21 protein-coding genes are annotated in these 20,311 nt (G+C 53.1%); 10 read left to right on the plus strand and 11 right to left on the minus strand.

The window, feature by feature from the left end:
• Window positions 1–5 precede the first annotated feature (5 nt).
• The 3 genes from GW591_RS11175 to GW591_RS11185 all read left to right on the plus strand — a co-directional run bounded on the left by GW591_RS11175 (window position 6) and on the right by GW591_RS11185 (window position 2,704).
• Window positions 6–191: a YpfN family protein gene (locus GW591_RS11175; protein WP_013576544.1), complete on the plus strand. Its 186-nt coding sequence runs from the start codon at window positions 6–8 to the stop codon at window positions 189–191.
• 129 nt (window positions 192–320) lie between these two features.
• Window positions 321–1,601 (plus strand): ATP-grasp domain-containing protein, encoded by a 1,281-nt coding sequence (locus tag GW591_RS11180; protein WP_223509232.1) that lies wholly within the window; start codon window positions 321–323, stop codon window positions 1,599–1,601.
• Between the two features lie 2 nt (window positions 1,602–1,603).
• On the plus strand, window positions 1,604–2,704 hold the full coding sequence (locus GW591_RS11185) for a phosphoserine transaminase (protein ID WP_013576546.1): 1,101 nt from the start codon (window positions 1,604–1,606) through the stop codon (window positions 2,702–2,704).
• Window positions 2,705–2,783: 79 nt separating this feature from the next.
• On the opposite strand, the gene ypfH is transcribed toward GW591_RS11185, so the two are convergent.
• The 7 genes from ypfH to dapA form a co-directional block, all read right to left on the minus strand.
• Window positions 2,784–3,434, minus strand: coding sequence for an esterase (gene ypfH / locus GW591_RS11190; RefSeq protein WP_015690286.1), 651 nt, complete (start codon window positions 3,432–3,434; stop codon window positions 2,784–2,786).
• A gap of 108 nt (window positions 3,435–3,542) precedes the next feature.
• The gene (locus GW591_RS11195) at window positions 3,543–5,528 is read right to left on the minus strand and encodes a tRNA(Met) cytidine acetyltransferase TmcA (protein WP_166860600.1); all 1,986 of its coding nucleotides are present in this window, start codon (window positions 5,526–5,528) and stop codon (window positions 3,543–3,545) included.
• A 1-nt stretch (window position 5,529) separates the two neighbouring features.
• Window positions 5,530–5,982: a DUF441 domain-containing protein gene (locus tag GW591_RS11200; protein ID WP_013576549.1), complete on the minus strand. Its 453-nt coding sequence runs from the start codon at window positions 5,980–5,982 to the stop codon at window positions 5,530–5,532.
• Between the two features lie 114 nt (window positions 5,983–6,096).
• Window positions 6,097–6,969: a KPN_02809 family neutral zinc metallopeptidase gene (gene ypfJ / locus GW591_RS11205; RefSeq protein ID WP_013576550.1), complete on the minus strand. Its 873-nt coding sequence runs from the start codon at window positions 6,967–6,969 to the stop codon at window positions 6,097–6,099.
• A 219-nt stretch (window positions 6,970–7,188) separates the two neighbouring features.
• Entirely contained in the window at window positions 7,189–7,902 is a 714-nt protein-coding gene (gene purC / locus GW591_RS11210) for a phosphoribosylaminoimidazolesuccinocarboxamide synthase (RefSeq protein ID WP_013576551.1), read from the minus strand.
• A 56-nt stretch (window positions 7,903–7,958) separates the two neighbouring features.
• A complete protein-coding gene (bamC, locus tag GW591_RS11215) occupies window positions 7,959–9,038 on the minus strand; it encodes an outer membrane protein assembly factor BamC (protein ID WP_126125073.1) in 1,080 nt (359 codons plus the stop codon).
• Window positions 9,039–9,054: 16 nt separating this feature from the next.
• A complete protein-coding gene (gene dapA, locus GW591_RS11220) occupies window positions 9,055–9,936 on the minus strand; it encodes a 4-hydroxy-tetrahydrodipicolinate synthase (protein ID WP_013576553.1) in 882 nt (293 codons plus the stop codon).
• Between the two features lie 145 nt (window positions 9,937–10,081).
• Here dapA and GW591_RS11225 point away from each other — a divergent pair, with 145 nt between their 5' ends.
• Together GW591_RS11225 and bcp are read left to right on the plus strand one after the other, a co-directional pair.
• The gene (locus tag GW591_RS11225; protein ID WP_013576554.1) at window positions 10,082–10,648 is read left to right on the plus strand and encodes a glycine cleavage system transcriptional repressor; all 567 of its coding nucleotides are present in this window, start codon (window positions 10,082–10,084) and stop codon (window positions 10,646–10,648) included.
• Between the two features lie 25 nt (window positions 10,649–10,673).
• Complete coding sequence (gene bcp / locus GW591_RS11230; RefSeq protein WP_013576555.1) at window positions 10,674–11,141, plus strand: thioredoxin-dependent thiol peroxidase; 468 nt, start codon at window positions 10,674–10,676, stop codon at window positions 11,139–11,141.
• A gap of 74 nt (window positions 11,142–11,215) precedes the next feature.
• Here the strand turns inward: bcp and GW591_RS11235 are convergent, their stop codons facing one another.
• Window positions 11,216–12,280 carry an AI-2E family transporter gene (locus GW591_RS11235; RefSeq protein ID WP_013576556.1) on the minus strand — a complete coding sequence of 355 codons (1,065 nt, stop codon included), beginning with the start codon at window positions 12,278–12,280 and terminating at the stop codon, window positions 11,216–11,218.
• A gap of 260 nt (window positions 12,281–12,540) precedes the next feature.
• Between GW591_RS11235 and bepA the strand changes: the two genes are divergently transcribed.
• Together bepA and arsC are read left to right on the plus strand one after the other, a co-directional pair.
• Window positions 12,541–14,073, plus strand: coding sequence for a beta-barrel assembly-enhancing protease (bepA, locus tag GW591_RS11240; protein ID WP_015690291.1), 1,533 nt, complete (start codon window positions 12,541–12,543; stop codon window positions 14,071–14,073).
• A 27-nt stretch (window positions 14,074–14,100) separates the two neighbouring features.
• The gene (arsC, locus tag GW591_RS11245; RefSeq protein WP_112197534.1) at window positions 14,101–14,457 is read left to right on the plus strand and encodes an arsenate reductase (glutaredoxin); all 357 of its coding nucleotides are present in this window, start codon (window positions 14,101–14,103) and stop codon (window positions 14,455–14,457) included.
• Window positions 14,458–14,510: 53 nt separating this feature from the next.
• Here arsC and hda read toward each other — a convergent pair whose 3' ends face one another.
• The 3 genes from hda to upp form a co-directional block, all read right to left on the minus strand.
• On the minus strand, window positions 14,511–15,218 hold the full coding sequence (hda, locus tag GW591_RS11250; RefSeq protein ID WP_013576559.1) for a DnaA inactivator Hda: 708 nt from the start codon (window positions 15,216–15,218) through the stop codon (window positions 14,511–14,513).
• A gap of 176 nt (window positions 15,219–15,394) precedes the next feature.
• Complete coding sequence (uraA, locus tag GW591_RS11255) at window positions 15,395–16,687, minus strand: uracil permease (RefSeq protein ID WP_013576560.1); 1,293 nt, start codon at window positions 16,685–16,687, stop codon at window positions 15,395–15,397.
• Between the two features lie 79 nt (window positions 16,688–16,766).
• Window positions 16,767–17,393, minus strand: a complete 627-nt coding sequence (gene upp, locus GW591_RS11260) for a uracil phosphoribosyltransferase (RefSeq protein ID WP_013576561.1) — start codon at window positions 17,391–17,393, stop codon at window positions 16,767–16,769.
• 232 nt (window positions 17,394–17,625) lie between these two features.
• Here upp and purM point away from each other — a divergent pair, with 232 nt between their 5' ends.
• From purM to speG, 3 genes are all read left to right on the plus strand, one after another.
• Window positions 17,626–18,663 carry a phosphoribosylformylglycinamidine cyclo-ligase gene (gene purM / locus GW591_RS11265; protein WP_015690292.1) on the plus strand — a complete coding sequence of 346 codons (1,038 nt, stop codon included), beginning with the start codon at window positions 17,626–17,628 and terminating at the stop codon, window positions 18,661–18,663.
• A gap of 36 nt (window positions 18,664–18,699) precedes the next feature.
• Window positions 18,700–19,338: a phosphoribosylglycinamide formyltransferase gene (gene purN / locus GW591_RS11270; RefSeq protein WP_013576563.1), complete on the plus strand. Its 639-nt coding sequence runs from the start codon at window positions 18,700–18,702 to the stop codon at window positions 19,336–19,338.
• A 220-nt stretch (window positions 19,339–19,558) separates the two neighbouring features.
• Complete coding sequence (gene speG, locus GW591_RS11275) at window positions 19,559–20,134, plus strand: spermidine N1-acetyltransferase (protein ID WP_013576564.1); 576 nt, start codon at window positions 19,559–19,561, stop codon at window positions 20,132–20,134.
• The last annotated feature ends 177 nt before the right edge of the window (window positions 20,135–20,311 follow it).

The following is a 20,311-nucleotide window of genomic DNA, read 5'->3' on the forward strand; positions in this document are numbered from 1 at the left end:
ACACCATGGAGTGGATTAAAGATTACTGGTGGATCGTTCTGATCATTCTGGTCGGCATGTTTATCAGCGGCATCAAAGAGCTGAACCGCGTTGATGTGAAAAAGTTCCTGAAAGATAAACCTGAGATCCCGCCGCATCGCGACAACAATGCCGAGTGGGATAAAGATGACGACTGGCCAAAGAAAAAGTAATCCCACCCCGGTAGCATCTCACTTTTAATCAATATTAGTCGGCGGATAATCTAGCGATTCTCCGCCGATTGACTTTACCTCCTGCCGTTATCATTCAACATGAAACTGATGCACGGAGAGAACAAGTCTTTGCAAACATTACCTATTACCCGGGCGGATCAGGCAGTGCCTGAACGCTTTGACGCGTCGAAATTTCTGGGTCTGGCTCCGTTTCTACGTATGAGCATCGCGGGCGAGGAATGGTCTGACATCGCGCAGATACTGATCACCCGTGCGCAACAGACCCCGGATGACGCCGTATTGTGGATGAACCTTTCCACTGTCATGCTGTGCCTGCAACGCACTGAACTGGGTTTGACGATTCAGAATCAGGCACTGGCGATGCAGCAGGTCTATACCCTTTGCCCCGCGCTACAACCGGCGAAGTTACGCTTACTGATACTCATGGTGCCCGGCACGCTTTCCGCGAATGTGCCGCTGGATTGCCTGCTGGAAAACAGCGACATCGAGCTGATTTATTACTACATCACGCCCGAAGCCCCTTTTGAAGCCCCGATCCCTGAACATGATTTACTGATGGTCGGCATCAGCGCCACTACCGAAAATCTGTTCCTGTTGCAGCAACTGGAAGATGTCACGGAACATTGGCCGGTGCCGGTGATCAATGCGCCACAGCATATCCCGAGTTCTGAACGCCAAACCGCCAGCCGCCTGTTGCAAAACCAACCGGGTTTAGCCATTGCCCAGGCGCATGCGATGACGTTTGCGGCGTTATCTGCCGTCGCTGCCGGAGAAACCACGCTGCACGCTGCGCTGCCTGACAGCAGTTATCCGGTGATCCTGCGCCCTGCAGGTTCGCACGGTGGTCACGGTCTGGAAAAAATCACCGGTCAGGAAGAACTGGCTGATTATCTGACCCGCGTGCAGGTTGAAGATTATTTCCTGTCGCAGTTTATTGATTACAGCAATGAAGACGGTCAGTTCCGTAAGTACCGCATTTCGTTGATCGACGGCGTGCCGTATGCCTGTCATATGGCGATTTCATCCCACTGGATGGTGCATTACGTTAACGCTTTTATGTACGAAGATATCCAAAAGCGTGAAGAAGAAGCCGCATTCCTGAACAACTTCCACGAATTTGCCACCCGCCACCAGCAGGCGCTGAAAGCGATTTATGACACCACGCAGCTCGACTATCTCGGCATCGATTGCAGCGAAACACCGGACGGCGAATTGCTGGTGTTTGAAATTGATCCGGCGATGGTGGTGCACGCAATGGATCTGGAAGTGATGTTCCCGCACAAAAAAATCCACATGAATAAAGTTAAAACAGCATGCCGCGAGTTGCTGTTATCCCGTGCCTTTGCGCACACCGACACCTCTGCTGATGCGTTTAAAGGACAAGAATAAACATGATTTCACGTAACGCCCTGAACTTCTCCGGTGGCCCTGGCGCATTGCCGGAAACCGTTCTCACTCAGGTTGAAGCCGCGATAAAAGAAGTGCCGGAAGTCGGCCTGTCGATCCTCGGTATCAGCCACCGTTCAGACTGGTTTGCCGCCATTGTGCAGGAAACCGAAAACAACATCCGCACCCTGCTCGGCTTGTCGAAAGATTTCCATATCCTGTTCCTGCAGGGTGGCGCAACGCAGCAGTTTTCGATGGTGCCGATGACGCTGTTGCGCGGTCAGAAGCATGCGGCAGAATATCTGGATACCGGTTACTGGAGCAGTAAAGTCGTGACCGAAGCGCGTCGCGAAGGGCCGGTAAAAGTGTTGTGGAGCGGCGAATCGTGCGGATTCAACCGTCTGCCCTCTGACGAAGAACTGGCATTCTCGCCTGATGCGCCCTATCTGCATTATGTCTCGAACGAAACAGTGGAAGGGTTACAGTTTCAGCGCGTTTTGGGCCGCGACGACGTACCCCGCGTCTGCGATATGTCTTCCGATTTCCTGTCCAAACCGTGCGATGCCAATAAGTTTTCAGTCATCTACGCTCATGCGCAGAAAAACATCGGCCCGGCGGGCGTCACTATCGTGCTGGTGCACGATACCGTGGTGAAAGCGTCATCTGACGAATTGCCATCATTCCTGAATTACCGCCGCCAGGTGGAATCTCATTCCAACCTCAATACGCCGCCGGTATTTGCGATTTATGTGGTGCTGCTGGTCACCCGCTGGCTGCTTAACGACGTCGGCGGTCTGGAAAATATGGAACAAACCAACCGCCATAAAGCAGAACTGCTGTATGCAATGCTCGACAACAGCGACGGTTTCTACAATGGCTGGAGCAGCAAAGCCGACCGTTCACACATGAACGTTGCGTTTAAGTTGCCGGATGCGGATCTGGAGAAGAAATTCCTGGCCGAAAGCCAGGAAGCTGGCTTCTCAGGTCTGGCAGGGCACCGTGCGATTGGCGGCATCCGTGCCTCTATCTACAACGCCCTGTCACTGCCAGCGGCAGAAAAGCTGACGAACTTCATGGATGATTTTATGCGTAAAAACCGCAAATAATCGCCTCAGTCAGACATTAAAAAAACGCCCCCGGTTGTGATGCAGCCGGGGGCGTTTTTCAATAAAAGTGGCAATGAAATCAGTGCTGATGCGACTTCGGTTCGTAATTTTGCAAATGCGCTATCGCCGTATTAATCATGTGCGAATCCAGCCCGTGTCCCATACCTGGCTGAAGATTGAGCGTACATTCACAGCCCAATGATTTCAGACGTTCTGCCGCACTTTTCGACTGGAACGGATTAATCACCGGATCCTGTTCGCCATGAATGAAATGCACCACCGTACCGGCGGCAATCGGTTTTTCCGGAAGCGTTGAAAAACGCCCGCTGAACGCAATAATGCGCGACGCCAGATGCTCTTCCACTTTCGTCGATTCCAGCGCCATGATGGTGCCCTGCGAAAAGCCGACTAATGTGGTGTGTTCCGGCGTAACGCCGGTTTTTTGCTGCCAGTCACGGACAATCTGCACAAAAGCTGGCATTGCGGCATCCACTCGCGGCTGACGGTTTTGTTCGGTCACGCCCTGCACGGAAAACCACTGGAAGCCCCGGCCAAAATCACAAATATCCGGGCTGCCGACGCTTATCACCTGCGCCTGCGGGAATGAAACAGCGAAAAACTTACCGATTTCGCCCATAGAAATCGGGTTATCACCCACGCCATGAAATAATAAAATCAGCTGGTTAGCGATTTCTTCCGGCTGCTGGACGATAATTTGTTCTGAGCTCATTGCTCTCTCCCGTTGTCATTTAATGAGTTCACTATACGCCGCCCGCCGGTCAGTGAAATCGGGTTTTATTGAACGAGTCTTTCCATTTTTTGCAATGAAACCGCTGATTTATTCAGCCATTCCCGCGGCTTTCAGCGCCTGTCGTGTCTCCTCACGCCAGCGCGAAACCAGCGCTTTACGGCCGGAAAGCTTCAGCGACATGACGACTTGCGCGACACTTTGCCCCTGTTGCAGATGCGCACGCAACGCCGTCAGTGGCAAAGTGCTGTGCAACAGCACGCGACTGAGCGCCGGTAAACTGCTTTCCAGCGGACGATGGGCGAACGCAAATCCGTTCAGCTCGCGCCAGTCGGCATCATCGGGTTGCGTATCCGCAGTGGTGCCGAGCGGCAGGGTTAAATCCATCTGAGGCGCCAGCCAGCGCCAGTCACGGTCAAGCTGATGCACGGCTCTGTCCGCCAGTGCCTGCCCCGCCACGCTCAGCGGTAATATCGCCATTGCGGCATAACAGCCGCTGCTGGCTTCTTTCTGCATACTGACGCGCACCAGCCGGAATCCGGCCTGTTGCCACAAGGCCGCCAGATCCGTGGTGTAACCAAAACTGACGGACAGAAAATCCAGCCCCGCCAGCCGCGCCTGCTGTTTCTGCGCCGATAACAGATCACGGGCGATACCCCGACGGCGAAACGCGGGATGTACCGCAATCCGGCTGACACGCCGTGAACGCAATACGGCAGCCTCGGGGAAACCCGCGTGCGCGGCGAGAGACTGCGCCACCAGATTACCGCGCGGACGTCGCCTGCCCGCCCAGACTTCCTGCGCCAGTTCAGCACTCAGCCCGCCTTCATCCACCAGCCATAACGCTCCGGTCAGGGTGTTTTTCTGTCGTGACGCACTGAATGTCATGCCCGGCGCATCCAGCAAACGCCGCAGATCCAGCGGCGACGTGCGGTAGTGCGCACTGGTCAGCAGGCCGTAGAATTCCTCTAACAGCGCCGGTTCACTCAGCCAGTCGTCGGCATCAATGGAGAAAATTTCTGATGTGCCGCCCGTCTGTCCTGCTACAGGCAAATGCTCGTCAAACAACAATAACTGACTGATAAACGGCTCAAGCGTGTCGGATGATGACCAGCGGATCGGGGAATTCAGACGCAGGTCATGCCACCGCGGCAGGGATGCACAGAATTTAAGTAAGAACCCGCGTCCGGTGCCTTCATATCCCTGAACCGTAGTGGTCAGTAACACACGCGGAAAAGCCGCGATAATTTCCGAAAGCATCGGCGTCGGAATTGCTGCCGCTTCGTCGATAATCAGCCAGTCAATGTCCGTTACCGCACCTTCGCGGCATAATGAAAGCAACGCATCTGGTGCGATAAAGCGGGCAGACTCTGTTTGATGATTGAGAATCTGGCTGGCTGAGGCTTTCGCCGGTGCGGTCACCCAGCAAGTACCCGGCCACTGTCTGGCAAGCATTCCCGCCAGCGTCGATTTTCCACGGCCACGGGCAGCCGTCAGCACCCATACGCCGGACTGAGCCTGCATCAGTTGTTGTAAAATCTGCGATTGTTCAGCGGTGGGCTGACCGTCGGGTGGCAGCCAGTCGGGTGCTGCTGGCAGCGGGGGGATATCAAAAGGCTGATCCTGCCGGCAAACCGTAATGTTGCGATCTTGTTCGAGTAAAGACTGGAAACGGCGGATGAAACGCGGCGTCGGGATCGCCTGCGGGTATTCGCTCCAGCGCAGGCTGTCCGCGTCCGGCGTGTCAGGCCAGGCGTTCCATTCCGGTATTAGCAGAATCAGCCAGCTTCCGGCTTTCAATGTGCCGGAAAATACCGCCAGCGCCTCGGTATTGAGGCCATAACGCGCATCAAACACACCGTGAAAAATGTCCTGTCCGAGCAGCGTCTGCGCCGCTGAAGGCGGGCAGGATGTGACGCCATCAGGCGGTGAATCACTCAGCCACAGCCAGTCACCGGCACTTTGGGCAGAGAACAGGACAGCCTGTTGTTCACACCACTGCGTCCCGCCACTGAACACCAGCAAACGCCGGACACCCAGCCGCTGCATCTGCTGCTGTAGCAACGTCGCAGACATGTCAGGTTTTCCCGACAATCATCGATAACAGACCGGCAGCAATCAGCGGCCCGACCGGTACGCCTTTAAACAACGCCACGCCCAGCACGGTGCCGACTAACAGGCCAGCCACCAGATGCGGCTGCGTGCCCATCAGCGTCAGGCCACGTCCGCCAAGCCACGACACCAGCACACCCACCAGAATGGCGACAATAGATTTCCAGTGGAGGAAAGAATGCACCATGGTGCTGGCGCTGATTTTTCCGCTGGCAATCGGCGCCATCACGCCAATGGTCAGAATAATAATGCCGATAGTCAGGCCGTATTTTTCTATCCACGGAAAAAAACTGTTCAGTGGCGTAATACGCACCGTGAGGAGGAAGAACATTGCGATGGTGACGGCGCTGTTGTGGCTGATAATGCCCAGACCGGCGAAAACAAGTAAGATCAATAGGGTTGGATCGAGAAAAGCCATGGCATTCCCAGCGGTTCAACATGAAAATGAAAGAGAGGCCCGGGGAGCCTCTCTGGATCGGTCATTGATTATTGAACAGTTTTTAGCAGCAGACCAGCGCTTCCTGCCACTTAATCAGCGGCTGGCAAAGGTATTACACTGGTCCGGATTACCGGTATCAAAGCCGCGTTTGAACCAGGTATAACGCTGCTGGGAAGTACCGTGAGTGAAGCTGTCCGGCACCACGCGCCCCTGACTTTGCTGTTGCAACCGGTCATCGCCGATGGCCTGCGCGGCATCCAGCGCTTCTTTCAGATCGCCCTCTTCGAGAACATTTTGCTGCTGCATCGCGTGCCCCCAGACACCGGCGTAACAGTCAGCCTGTAATTCCATTTTCACCGACAACTGATTTACCACAGTCTGCGACGCGCCCTGCTGCATCTCGCGAACCTTGCGTTCGGTGCCCAGCAAATTCTGCACATGGTGGCCGACTTCGTGCGCCACCACATAGCCCTGCGCAAAATCACCGCCCGCGCCGAGTTTGTTCTGCAATTCCTGATAGAACGACAGATCGATATACACCGTGCTGTCCGCCGGACAATAGAACGGCCCCATCACTGACTGGCCGGTGCCACAACCTGTGCGGGTCGCGCCGCGATACATCACCAGTTTGGGTTCACGATAAGTCATGCCCTGCCGCTGGAAAATCTCTTTCCAGGTGTCTTCCGTCGAAGCGAGGATCACCGAGGTGAATTTTGCCTGCTCGTCATCTTTCGGGCTGATGGATTGTGACTGTGTTTGCTGCATGCCGCCGGACTGACCGCCGTCAATCAGCGGAGTGAGGTCGATACCGTAATACCCGGCCACCAGCACCACGATGATGATCACGATACCGCTTTTGCCACGGATCGGCAGGCGCATTCCTCCGCCGCCTAAACCGCCGCCGTTAGATCCCTGTCCGCGTCTGTCTTCTACATTGTCGCTTTCGCGACGCCCTTGCCAACGCATAGATACCTCCAACCTGTTTTTTTAAGACTAGCCAGCACACGCAGTTAATACCATCTGCGAAAGGACGTAAGTTTAGTGGCGGAGGAATTAAATGAAAGGAATCAGTGTTAAAACAAGAAAATTAAATGCAGGAAAGAGAACGGGTGACGGAGGCCATCACCCGTTTAGTGCATACCGCGTAAACGATTGCGTAGTCTGGCTAAAAAAATAACGTGCAGCTTAGTCCAGTTTCACACCGATACGGTGAGCGACTTCTTCGTAAGCTTCGATCAGGCCACCCAGGCTCTGGCGGTAACGGTCTTTGTCCATTTTGTTCAGGGTTTCTTTATCCCACAGGCGGCTGCCGTCAGGAGAGAACTCATCACCGAGCACCACTTCCCCGTTGAACAGACCGAATTCCAGTTTGAAGTCGACCAGGATCAGACCGGCATCATCAAACAGTTTGCTCAGCACGTCGTTGGCTTTGTAGCTCAGCTCTTTCATGCGCGCGAGGTTTTCTTCGTTCACCCAGCCAAACGTCTTGCAATACGATTCGTTGATCATCGGGTCGTGCATGGCGTCATTTTTGAGGAACAAATCGAACAACGGTGGGTTCAGTTCCAGACCTTCTTCAATGCCCAGACGTTTTACCAGCGAACCAGCAGCACGGTTACGGATCACGCATTCAACCGGGACCATATCCAGTTTTTTCACCAGCACTTCGGTGTCAGACAGCAGGCGTTCCATTTGAGTAGGAATACCGGCTTCTTCCAGCTTAGCCATGATGAAATGGTTAAATTTGTTGTTAACCATGCCTTTACGGTCGAACTGCTCAATACGCTGACCATCCAGTGCTGACGTATCGTTACGGAACTCCAGTACCAGAAGGTCCGGGTTTTCGGTGGTGTAGACGGTTTTCGCCTTGCCGCGATACAACTCAGCTAACTTTTGCATCTTTACTTACTCCAGTGGAAAAAACAGATGTAAAAAGGGGCCGGAGCCCCTTGGTATTATTTTGCGCTACTCTGGCTAAACGCGGCCTGCATGACCGCCACCATCGCATCGTTCTGCGACTGGCTGAGAGCATGTCCTTTCGGATCAAGGAACTGCAAACTACTACGGTTGTCGAGGTCGCCAACCTGAAGTTTGTAATCACCGGAAGTCAGCCCCGGATCTTTCGCACCCAGTGTCTGCCACGCATCGTCATTCAGCGGTTTGTAGGTCACAGACAATGTGCCTTGCGGACGGCTGCTGTCGGTCACTTTCATGCCGACTTTTGTCAGGGCATTTGGCAGGCGATCCCACACAACACCGTAGCTCTCACGAACAATCAGCACCGGCAGGCCGGTATCATCTGCACCGCTCTGAACATCAATCTCACCAACACGACGGTTGTCGAGGCGTGCCTGAGTATCCTGCTGCACTTTATCCAGGTTCGCCGTGATGGCGTTCATCATCTGGCTGTTGTAACGCTGGATTTCAGCAGAAGAGGTCACAGGTTTATCCTGTTGTTTCAGCTCAAGCGTTTTCACCGTCAGCGCTAACTGGTAACTCTGCTGTTTCACGCTGATCTGATAACGCCCCTGATACTGGAAGTCTTCATCCGCACGATTCCAGTCAACGAAATCGGTGGTCAGTGTCTGGTTAGCATCATCACGGTTGGCAATTTTGAAATTATTTTGCTCAACCGCTTTCACGACGTTATTCCACAGATCACGGTTCTGCGCGGTATTTTCCAGCAACACGGTGCTGCTGTTGCCAGAGAATTGCGTCTGGGAACCGCTCAGCAGCGCCAGTGGCTGGGATGGTGGACGGATGTCGAGTTGTTTGCCCACGGCGCCCTGCATTGATCCTGCCTGTACTTCATACGTTCCGTTCTGCACGGGAAGAATCATCCCGACCGGCGCTTTCAGCTCATGCAGACCTGACGCATCCAGGTAGGCTTCATCGCCACTTACCTGGCGTTTGTAACGTTGATCGCTTGAACAGGCGGCCAGCAGCATGATCAGGGAAACCCCGACCACTTTCGCTACGGCCGTTTTCTGCAATCGGGTCATCTGGAAACTGTTCTTGTCAAATAAAGAGGCCATCAAATCTTCCTAAGAGTTACAGCAAACCGGCGCTTTTTAATGCTTCTTCCACGACCGGACGGGCAGCATCTGTTAACGGCGTCATAGGCAGACGCATCGTATCGGTTGCCATCAAACCCAGTGCCTTACAGGCCCATTTCACCGGGATTGGGTTTGCTTCTACAAACAAATTCTGATGCAAAGGCATCAGGCGCTGATTCAGGCGACGCGCTTCGGCAAAGTTGCCAAGCGCTGCCAGCTCACAAAGTTGGGCCATTTCACGGGCAGCTACGTTAGCCGTGACGGAAATAACGCCCTTACCACCGAGTTGCATAAAGTCCAGACCGCTGGCGTCATCGCCGCTCAGCAAAATGAAATCTTCATCATCAACCAGCACTTGGATCTGACTAACCCGACTTAAGTTCCCTGTTGCTTCTTTAACAGCAACAATATTCTTCAATTTTGCTAAACGCGCGATAGTCTGCGGCAACATATCGCAGCCGGTACGTGAAGGCACATTGTAGAGAATTTGCGGCAAAGAGGTATTTTCAGCGATGGCTTTGAAGTGCTGATACAGACCTTCCTGCGTCGGACGGTTGTAATAAGGGGTGACTGTCAGGCAACCAACAACGCCACTTTTTTCAAAACGTTGCGTAAGAGAAATCGCTTCAGCAGTCGCGTTTGCGCCCGTGCCTGCGATAACAGGGATGCGTCCATCAGCCAGTTCCAGCGTCTGTAAGACCACGTCACCGTGCTCTTCATGGCTCAACGTGGCCGACTCGCCGGTCGTGCCAACGGAAACGATCGCCGCAGTACCACTGGACACATGATAATCAATCAGTTTTTTCAGACTCGCGCGATCGACAGCACCTTTGGTGTCCATCGGCGTAACCAGTGCAACAATACTTCCCGTAAACATTGACCTTCCCCTCCACAAACAGGTCACTCATGGTACTTTTGACACCACTGCAAAAGCAAGCAATCAACGAGCGGTAACCGCTTGTCCGGCGGTTTTTTTTATGTTTACCTTGGGAATACTCCCAAGCACGACAGGAAGACCTATTTTGCCGCAGCCACAACAACATTATCTCGTGATCACCGCCTTAGGCGCTGATCGTCCGGGTATCGTCAACACCATTACCCGTCAGGTCAGCAGCTGCGGCTGTAATATTGAAGACAGCCGTCTGGCGATGCTCGGTGATGAGTTTACGTTTATCATGCTGCTTTCCGGAAGCTGGAACGCGATTACACTGATCGAATCCACCCTGCCGCAAAAAGGCGCAGAGCTGGAATTATTGATCGTGATGAAGCGAACCAGTGCACATGAACGCCAGCCAATGCCTGCTACGGTCTGGGTGAAAGTGGAGGTGAAAGACTCTCCGCATCTGATCGAACGTTTTACCGATTTATTCGATACGCATCAGATGAATATCGCCGAACTTGCCTCAAAAACGCGCCCGGCAGATGCCGCCACGCCAGCGCAGTTATCGATTCAAATAACGGCGCACAGCGCAGCCAATACCGATGCGGCAATTATTGAGCAGGCGTTTCATCAGCTATGTACAGAACTGAAAGCGCAAGGCAGTATTAACGTGGTTAGTTATTCTGAGAATGAAGATAAACTGCAGTAATCGCTAAGAGATATGGAGAAAGACAATGAGCCCACTGAAAGCCGGTGACCCTGCGCCGCAATTTAGTTTGCCCGACCAAGACGGTGAACAAATTAATCTGGCCGACTTCCAGGGACAGAAAGTCCTGGTCTATTTCTATCCTAAAGCCATGACGCCGGGCTGTACCGTACAAGCCTGCGGACTGCGCGATAACATGGATCAGTTAAAAAATGCCGGAGTGGAAGTGCTGGGGATCAGCACCGATAAACCGGAAAAACTGTCGCGTTTTGCTGAGAAAGAGTTGCTGAACTTCACCTTGTTGTCCGATGAAGATCATCAGGTCTGTGAGCAGTTTGGCGTCTGGGGTGAAAAATCCTTTATGGGGAAAACCTACGACGGCATCCATCGCATCAGCTTCCTGCTCGACGGCAATGGCAAAGTCGAGAAAGTGTTCGACGATTTCAAAACCACCAATCACCATGACATCGTCATGGCCTACCTCAACGGTAAATAGCCGACACGGTCAGATTGTGGAGACAAAAAAAGCGCAGACGCGCTTTTTTTATTGGGTGCGGTAAGCAGAAAAAATCAGACCGTTTCGTTGAGTGATTCATCCGGCCAGACGTGAACCACGGCTTTGACCAGCGTCGCCAGCGGTATGGCAAAGAACACCCCCCAGAATCCCCACAGACCGCCAAACACCACGACAGAAAGAATAATCACCAGCGGATGCAGGTTCACGGCCTCGGAGAACAACAGCGGCACGATCACATTACCGTCCAGCCCCTGCACCACCAGATAGGCGACGAAAAGCGTCCAGAAATCCGCGCCCAGCCCCCACTGGAACATCGCGACAATCACCACCGGAATGGTCACCAGCATCGCGCCGATATACGGGATCAGAACGGATACGCCGACCAGCACCGCCAGCAGCAGCGAATAATGCAAATCCATCACCCAGAACACCAGATACGTGGCCACTCCGACGATAATCATTTCGAGCACTTTGCCGCGAATATAGTTGGTGACCTGCTGATTCATCTCCACCCAAACCTGTCCGGCCAGCCCGCGATCGCGGGGCAGAACGCGACGCACGGCACTCAGCATCTGCTCTTTATCTTTGAGCAGAAAGAACACCATCATCGGCACCAGAATCAGGTAAATTGCCAGCGTCAGTAAACCGACCAGCGAGGCCAGTGAATATTTCACTACTGACTCACCCAGCCCGGATAATTTGCTGCGCATGTTTTCCGCCATCATATCGATGATGCCCGCATCCACCAGCGCCGGATAACGCTTCGGCAATGTTGCGGCGAAATCATAAAAGCGGTTCAGCATGCTCGGTAAATCGGTCATCAGGTTCACCCCCTGCTGCCAGGTCACGGGGGCAATGACAAACATACCGAGCAGCAAAATACCGGCAAAAATAATCAGCACCACGCTGACCGACAGCGTGCGGGAAAGCCCGACATGTTGCAGACGCACCGTCGGCCATTCCAGCAAATAGGCGAGTACGATCGCCACCAGAAGCGGCGCAAGGATACCATTGAGAAAATAGAGGATGCAGAATCCTGCGACCAGAATCGCCAGCAGCGCGATAGCCTGCGGGTCGGTAAAGCGACGGCGATACCACTGTAATAACATATCCAACATTAATAAAACGCTCCTGTAATTTCGGGTCTGGCATCTACGCGCTGTTCGTTCCCTGCGCGCTCAGACACAAGTAACTATTTAAAAAATTCGTTGTCACACGACTGTAGCTTCGGAGTGTTTTAAACTCTCACGCGGATAGCTACTATAGAGACCAGCGCAGAGAAAAGCGCAAGAAAATAATGGTCTGACTGACTGTCCGCAGAAGAAAGGCTCGCAAAGCTCATCGGTATCGCGGTTAACTTATTGGGAAGCAAATGTTTATGGTCATGCGGTTGAAAAAAAGGGTGATTGCCCTGTGTCTGGGCAGCCTGCTGGCGGGTTCCATACCGCCCGCCGGTGCGGATGACAGTTCATTCTGGTCAACCCCCGTGAGCCCCGTAAAAAGCCCTAACTCGCCGTTAGCCCCGCCGGTGAGCGACCAATTACCGGACATCGGCACGACTGCAGGCGGTACACTCAGTATTAATCAGGAATTACAGATGGGCGATTTTTATGTCCGTCAGATGCGCGCCAGCACGCCGCTGATTAACGATCCGCTGCTCAATCAGTACATCAACGAACTGGGGCAACGGCTGGTGGCGCATGCCTATTCCGTCCGCACGCCATTCCATTTTTTCATCGTCAATAACGATGAGCTGAACGCCTTTGCCTTCTTTGGCGGCAATGTGGTGCTTCACTCATCACTGTTCCGTTATACCGATAACGAAAGCCAGCTGGCGTCGGTCATGGCGCACGAAATTTCCCACGTGACCCAGCGCCATCTGGCGCGTGCGATGGAAGACCAGCAACGTAACGCGCCGCTCACCTGGGTGGGGGCGCTGGGGTCAATTCTACTGGCGATGGCCAGTCCGCAAATGGGCATGGCGGCGCTGACCGGTACACTAGCAGGCACGCAGCAAGGCATGATCAGCTTCACGCAGGGCAATGAGCAGGAAGCCGACCGTATCGGCATTCAGGTCTTACAGCGTTCGGGGTTTGATCCGCAGGCGATGCCCGCCTTCCTGCAAAAACTGGCAGATCAGGCGAGCTACTCAACCCGTCCGCCGGAAATGTTGCTGACGCACCCGTTGCCCGACAGCCGTCTGGCCGATATCCGTAACCGCGCCAACCAGATGCCGCACCCGATTGTGCAATCTTCACAAGATTATACCCTGGCGAAAGTACGCATATTGGGGATGTACGGTTCAGAGAGCTTCCCGCTGAGTGACGACTATCTGCTGAAACTGAGCAATGGCAATATCCGCGAGCAACTGGCGGCAAAATACGGCCATGCACTGCAATTTTATAAAGCCAAAAAATACGATCAGGCGCGGACGATCCTTGAACCGCTGCTGGCTCAGAATCCGGGCAACGAATGGTTACTCGATTTAGCCACCGATAATGATATCGACAGCAAACGTGCGCCGCAGGCGATAGCGCGTCTGGAGCAGGCCGGTGCGGCCAGCAGTGCCAACGCCGTGCTGCAACTCAATCTGGCCAATGCTTATCTCGAAGGCGCGAAACCGGCCAATGCCATGAAAATCCTCAACCGCTATACTTTCAATTATCCGGGTGATCCGAATGGTTGGGATTTGTTGTCTCAGGCCGCTGCCGCCCAGGGTTTACGTGCGCAGGAACTGGCTGCCCGTGCGGAAAGCGTGGCATTAGTCGGACGTCTGGATCAGGCGATTGAAATGCTGAGCAATGCCAGCGCATTACAAAAATTAGGCAGTCTGGAACAGGCCCGTTATGACGCACGAATCGACCAGCTTCGTCAGTTGCAGCAACGATTCCGTCAGTATCAGAAAGGCTGATTTCAGTGCCAAAATGGAGAAACTTTTATGCAACACGATGTCGCAATCTATCATAACCCGGCATGCTCGAAGAGCCGTGAAACCCTGAAATTGCTGGAAGCAGAAGGCATTGAACCGCAAGTGATTTTGTATCTGGAAACGCAGCCGTCAGTGGATAAGCTGAAAGAATTGATCGGCCTGCTGGGTTTCAGCTCAGCACGTGAACTGATGCGTAAGGGTGAGCAGATTTATAAAGACATGAATCTGAAGGATACCAGTCTGAGCGAGGACGCGCTGTTACAGGTGATGGCCGATCATCCGCGGCTGATTGAACGTCCGATTGTGGTGGCCAACGGCAAAGCGCGTTTAGGGCGTCCGCCGGAACAGGTCAAAGAGATTTTATAACCCCGCGCTTTCAGTTCGGGTTCAGTGCTAACGAACCCGGACATCCCTTCCTGTCACAACCCGAGAATTTCTTTCACGAACGGGATCGTCAGTTTCCGCTGCGCCGTAATCGAAGCGCGATCGAGCTGATCCAGGGTCATAAACAACGTACGCATTTCCCGATCCAGACGTTTGAGCAGGAAACGGCCCACGTCTTCCGGCAGTTCAAACCCGCGCAGTTTAGCGCGTAGCTGCAATGCCTGAAGTTTTTCTTCATCGGAAAGCGGCTGAAGTTTGTAGATTTGCCCCCAGTCGAGACGGGAAGCCAGATCCGGCAGGCTGAGATTGAGCTGACGCGGAGGTCGATCGCCGGTAATAAACAGGCGCGTACGGCCGGTTTCAAGAATGCGGTTATAGAGATGGAAAACAGCCGCTTCCCATTCATCATCACCGGCAATGCCTTCGATATTATCGATGCACACCAGCGCCAGGTGCTCCATACCGTCCAGCACTTCAGGCACGAAATACGCGCGTTTGTCTAATGGCACATAACCGACGGCTTCACCGCGCTGTGATAATTCGGCGCAGGCTGCATGCAGCAAGTGGCTGCGGCCGCCGCCCTCGCGTGACCAGAAATAAATATAAGTGCCGTGTTCCTGATGCAATGCGCTCTGAATGGCAGAAAGCAGAGAGGGGTTTTCCCCCGGATAAAAACTGGCAAAGGTTTCATCATCGGGAAGATAAAGTGGCAAAGAAAGCTGTGCCGGCGTATTCAGAAGCACCTCAACCAAAGCGGTATAATGACCGCAGATGTTGTCACGTCAATAAAAGGAACTGCCGAATTCTAGCAAGGATCCGTTGTGAAATGAACTGTGCCCGGTGCAACCGCTTGCGATCCGAGCACCTGACCGGCTGGCAATACACCCGCCGGTCAGGGATTCACTTAAAAACGTGCAGATCAGACCGGCGGATTTTCCCGCTCATCTTCAACATCAATGATCTGTTCTTCGCCACGGAAAATCTCGATAACTTTGAACAGCAGACTCAGGAAAATGCCCACGATCGTTGCCAGCGCCATGCCTTTCAGCTCCGCTGCACCAATGTGGATTTTCGCGCCGCTGACACCGATGATCAGGATCACTGCGGTCAGGATCAGGTTTTGTGCTTTATTGTAATCCACTTTCGATTCAATCAGCACGCGGATACCGGATGCACCAATCACACCATAAAGCAGCAATGAAACGCCGCCCATCACCGGTACCGGCACAGCCTGGATGGCTGCCGCCAGTTTGCCGATACAGGAAAGCAGAATAGCCAGAATGGCCGCGCCGCCAATAACCCAGGTGCTGTATACCTTGGTGATGGCCATGACGCCGATGTTTTCACCGTACGTGGTATTTGGCGTTGAGCCGAAGAAACCGGACAACACGGTCGACAAACCGTTTGCCAGCATCGAACGGTGCAGGCCCGGATCACGCAGTAAATCTTTCTTCACAATGTTTGCCGTCACAACCAGATGCCCGACGTGTTCGGCAATAACCACCAGCGCCGCAGGCAGGATCGTGAGGATGGCGACCCATTCAAAACGTGGCGTATAGAAGGTTGGCAGCGCGAACCAGTGCGCATTCTCGATCGTTGAGACATCCACCACCCCCATAAAGAACGACAGTGCATAACCCACCAGCACGCCGATCAGGATCGGGATAATCGCCAGGAAACCACGGAACAGCACGGACCCCAGAATGGTCACAGACAGTGTCACCAGCGAAATGGTAATGGTGGTGGAATCCACCGCCGCGCCCTCGGCAGGTAACAGACCCGCCATATTCGCCGCCACGCCCGCCAGTTCCAGTCCGATGACGGCAACGATTGCGCCCATCGCCGCAGGCGGGAATATCACGTTAATCCAGCCAATTCCGGCTTTCTTAACAATCAGCGCCACCAGGCAGAACAACAGCCCGCAGGCAATAAAACCACCGAGCGCCACCTCATACCCCATCGGTAACAGCAACAGCACCGGGGAAATAAACGCGAAGCTCGAGCCAAGGTAAGCCGGTATTTTCCCTTTACAGACAAATAAATACAGCAAAGTCCCTATGCCATTGAACAGCAGCACCGTTGCCGGGTTGATCTTAAACAGAATGGGCACCAGGACGGTGGCACCAAACATGGCAAACAGATGCTGGAAACTCAGGGGAATCGTCTGCAGCAATGGCGGACGTTCGCTTACCCCGATGACACGACGGGTCATGAATGTGATCCTCTCAATGGTGTGATGTTGTATATGACGAGCAAAAAAAAGCCGACTGATTAGTCGGCTAAACGCTTATTTATTTCGTACCAAATATCTTGTCGCCCGCATCGCCGAGCCCCGGGATGATGTAGCCTTTATCGTTGAGTCCCTGATCCACCGAGGCGGTGTACAACTCAACGTCCGGGTGTGCGGCTTCGAGAGCGGCGATCCCTTCAGGCGCGGCAACCAGCACCAGCACTTTAATGCTCTGGCAGCCGGCTTTTTTCAGCAGGTCGATGGTGGCAATCATAGACCCCCCCGTCGCCAGCATCGGATCAACCACCAGTGCCAGACGTTCTTCAATGTTAGAAACCAGTTTCTGAAAATACGGCACAGGCTTGAGGGTTTCTTCATCACGGTACACGCCGACCACACTGATACGCGCACTCGGAACGTGTTCCAGTACGCCTTCCATCATGCCCAGACCGGCACGCAGGATAGGCACTACGGTAATTTTCTTGCCTTTAATCTGATCGATTTCAACCGGGCCATTCCAGCCTTCGATCGTCACTTTTTCAGTTTCTAAATCAGCAGTCGCTTCATACGTCAGCAGACTTCCCACCTCAGAAGCCAGTTCGCGAAAACGTTTCGTGCTGATGTCGTTTTCACGCATCAGGCCCAGCTTGTGTTTCACCAGCGGGTGTTTCACCTCGACGATCTTCATTATTTATTCTCCTAAGGTGGTTGAGCTGCAAAAAAAAATCGCGAGATTATAACGCCATTTTTTTTGAACGCCATACCAAATAGCCTGATCTGGATCATCAGTAACCCGGTTAGAGTATAGACAGCCTAAAACTCATCATCGAATAAGGCGCTCGCAAACGTTTGCTTCCACTGTTAGAATTGCCCCGCTTTATTCTTCAACCACCAACCCAAACCGCCGTGGGGACTTCGCAGTGACCGACAAAACCTCTCTCAGCTATAAAGACGCAGGCGTAGATATCGATGCCGGTAACGCATTGGTAGACCGCATTAAAGGTGTAGTAAAACAGACTCGCCGCCCTGAAGTGATGGGTGGACTGGGCGGTTTTGGTGCCCTCTGCGCGCTGCCGCAAAAATATCGTGAACCCGTACTGGTTTCGGGTACCGACGGCGTTGGCACCAAGCTGCGTCTGGCGATGGATTTGAAACGCCATGATACTATCGGTATCGATCTGGTCGCGATGTGCGTCAACGATTTAATCGTTCAGGGCGCTGAACCGCTGTTCTTCCTCGACTATTACGCCACCGGCAAACTGGACGTCGATACTGCCGCCAGCGTGATCACCGGTATCGCAGAAGGCTGTAAACAGTCTGGCTGTGCGTTAGTCGGTGGTGAAACCGCTGAAATGCCGGGCATGTATCACGGCGAAGATTACGACGTGGCAGGCTTCTGCGTGGGTGTGGTGGAAAAATCAGAAATCATCGACGGCAGCAAAGTGGCTGACGGGGATGTGCTGATCGGCCTGGCCGCCAGTGGCCCGCATTCCAACGGTTATTCTCTGGTGCGCAAAATTCTGGAAGTCAGTAAGACTGACCCGGAAACCACCGATCTGGCAGGCAAACCGCTGGCCGATCACCTGCTCGCACCAACCAAAATTTACGTGAAATCGATTCTGAACCTGATCGAAAACGTGGATGTTCACGGCATCGTCCATCTGACCGGTGGCGGCTTCTGGGAAAATATCCCACGTGTATTGCCGGACAACACGCAGGTGATTATCGACGAATCAAGCTGGCAGTGGCCGGATGTCTTCACCTGGCTGCAAACCGCCGGTAATGTCAGCCGTCACGAAATGTACCGCACCTTTAACTGTGGTGTGGGCATGCTGGTGGCACTTCCGGCAGAACTGGCCGATCAGGCGATTGCATTACTGAACGATAATGGCGAAAAAGCGTGGAAAATTGGCTACATTAAAGCCTCTGACTCCGCTGAACGCGTGGTTATTGAATAAAACCAGTAAATCAACTGACTGAAGACGGGTAGCAAAATGAAAAGGATTGTGGTTCTGGTATCGGGCGAGGGGAGCAATTTACAGGCCCTGATTGATGCCTGCCAGCAGGGACGAATTAACGCAACACTCAGTGCGGTCTTCAGCAATAAAGCAGCTGCATACGGGCTTGAAAGAGCCCGTTTAGCCGGTATTCCCGCGCATGCACTGGATGTTAAGGCTTACCGGGACCGGGCGGAATTTGACGTTGCACTGGCGGATGCCATTGACACTTTCCAGCCTGATCTGGTGGTACTTGCCGGTTATATGCGTATTCTGACCGCTGAATTCGTCCAGCGCTTTGCCGGACGCATGATCAACATCCACCCTTCCCTGCTGCCAAAATATCCGGGTCTGCACACCCACCGTCAGGCCATTGAAAATCAGGATGCGGAACACGGTACGTCCGTGCATTTTGTGACTGAAGAACTCGATGGCGGTCCGGTGATTTTACAGGCCAAAGTCCCGGTGTTTGCTGACGATACAGAAGAAGAGCTGATTGCCCGCATACAAACGCAGGAACACAGCATTTATCCGCTGGTCGTCAGCTGGTTCGTTGACGGACGTTTGTCGCTGCAAAAGGGTCAGGCGCTGCTGGATAACAATCCGCTTTCTGAACGCGGATATGCAGAAGATTAATCTACCACTGCATCATGATTTCACTATAAACCGGCCATGCGCCGGTTTTTTATTTTCCGTCATTTGACATTTGTTTACATTTCGTCCGATATAATGCACATCCCGGCGCACGTTTAAACGTCGTTTGTGCGCCGACCTTCATCGGAAACACGGTTGTTTCCGATTTCATATTTACGAAGGTTACCCTCATAAAACGGCTTTTATAGTTGAGGAACACCCCATGTTTAGCCATAACAGCGTCAGATTACGTCCACTGGAAAAGGACGACCTGTCGTTTGTTCATCGTCTTGATAATAACGCCAGCATCATGCGTTACTGGTTTGAAGAACCTTACGAGGCTTTCGTCGAACTGACCGACTTGTATCACAAGCATATTCACGACCAAAGCGAACGCCGCTTTATTATTGAATACGAAAGCGGACCGGTCGGCCTGGTCGAGCTGGTGGAAATTAATCATATTCACCGCCGCGCGGAATTTCAGATCATCATCGATCCGCAGCATCAGGGCAAAGGCTTTGCCGGTGACGCTGTCCGTCTGGCGATGGATTATGCCTTCTCCGTTCTTAACCTCTACAAACTGTATTTAATCGTGGATAAAGAAAATAAAAAGGCGATCCACATTTACAGCAAATTAGGCTTCGAGCTTGAAGGTGAACTGAAACAGGAATTCTTTGTGAACGGCGAATATCGCAGCGCCATCCGCATGTGTATTTTCCAGCCGCAGTTTCTGGCGAAATACAAAACCAAGCCTGTTCAGGTCAAACCGGAATCCCTGATTGGCGCCAGCGCGGTTTAATTCCACCGCGACATAAATCGGTAAAAAAATGACCGGTGAAGGATACAAATGTCCTTCATCGGTAACACTTTTCTCTCTTTTGACTCCCCGTTAAAGACTCTCCTGAAATCATCCCTTGTTATGTTGGACTTTCCTGTCAATCTTTCGCAATATTGATAGTAGACACTAGGCCCCTCT

The organism is Rahnella aceris (assembly GCF_011684115.1).
Classification (GTDB): domain Bacteria; phylum Pseudomonadota; class Gammaproteobacteria; order Enterobacterales; family Enterobacteriaceae; genus Rahnella; species Rahnella aceris.